Below are 1,363 nucleotides of genomic sequence, written 5' to 3' on the forward strand. Positions count from 1 at the left end.
ACTCCGTCCTGCCCAACGGGCTGCCCGCAGGCAGCCCGGAAGAAGCCCTCGACTGCGCCTGCGGCCTCTACCTCAACGACCCCACCGCCTGGACGCAACCCCCGACGAATTAACGACGAGAAGCACTAAGCCCGTCTCCTGCCAATGCCCATCGGCGAGGCTGCGCTCATGCTTCTGGAGGTTGCGGTGACGCTTGAGCGCTTGGAGCACGACGGCCGGCATCGTCAGTATGCGGCGGGAGCGGCGCGACTTGGGTGGGCCGAACACCACACCATCGCCGCGAACCCGCTGCAACGTCTGCCACACCCGCAACTGTCCGGCGTTCAGGTCGATGTCCGACCATCGCAGCCCGAGAAGTTCCCCACGCCGCAGACCAAGTGCCAGCGCGACGACGAACAGGGCGTGCAGGCGGTGTGCTTTCGCTGCGGCCAGGAAGGTACGGGCTTCCGACTCGGTGCACGGGTGGATCTCCTCCCGGTCAGGGGTGGGAGCCTGTACCAGCCGGGCGACGTTGCGCGCGAGTAGCTCTTCACGTACGGCCTGATTGAGCATTGCGCGCAGCACCGCGTGAACTTGCTGCACGGTTCGCGGCGACACGTTCGGCCGCTCGTCCTCGGGCTGGTCCTTTCGGCCGGCGGTGCGGGCAGCCGCTGCCTTGGCGAGCATGAGACGGACATCGGCAGGGGTTAAGGCGGTGAGTCGTCTCTTGCCGATAGCTGGCACGACGTAGCGCGTGATCAAGGACCGATAGCGATCCAGCGTGGTCGGGCGCAGCTTGGGTGCAGCGACGAGCCGGATTCTGCGAGCATGCGGAGGATGTCTAGGCCGCGCCTCGCTCTCATCGTCGGCACCCTGATGCTCGTCTCGGCTGCCGTGGTCGGGTGCTGCGCTCCTGCGTTCCTGGAGCCCCAACTGCCGTGGAGTGACCCGGCCGCCGAACAGGCGAAGTGGGACCGGGTCCTGCTGTGGCTCCTCGCTGCGGGCGGCAGCTTCCTCCTGGTCGCGTTCCCTCTTCTGGCCTACGGGTTCGTTGGGTGGCGAATAGAGCGGCGTGGCCGGGTCGCGGCAACAGGTGGCTGTCGACAGCGACGGTGACAGCAAGCACCCGGGACGAAGACGGCCGCCGGCGGCCGAGCGCGGACCGCCGCCGGAGGTCGCGAACGCGGACGGAGCCTGCCGGACGAAGTGCCCAAGACTTACAAGCGAGGGGTTGGAGGTGGGATGGAGCTGCCGCCGCGGTAGTTGTCAAGTCAAACTGAGACGGTCTGTGTCTGTTGGGCTGGCTGGTTGATCCACGCTTGGTCGGGGAGTTTGGGTGCGCGTGGCCGGTGGTTGAACCTGTCCGGATGGGCAGCGTGAGCTG

1 protein-coding gene is annotated in these 1,363 nt (G+C 67.4%); it reads right to left on the bottom strand.

The window, feature by feature from the left end:
- Positions 1–72: 72 nt before the first annotated feature.
- Positions 73–1,101 (bottom strand): tyrosine-type recombinase/integrase, encoded by a 1,029-nt coding sequence (locus tag NCC78_RS31675; RefSeq protein ID WP_308220985.1) that lies wholly within the window; start codon positions 1,099–1,101, stop codon positions 73–75.
- Positions 1,102–1,363: the final 262 nt, after the last annotated feature.

Origin of the sequence: Micromonospora phytophila (genome assembly GCF_023656545.1) — a bacterium.
In the GTDB taxonomy this organism is placed as follows: domain Bacteria; phylum Actinomycetota; class Actinomycetes; order Mycobacteriales; family Micromonosporaceae; genus Micromonospora; species Micromonospora phytophila.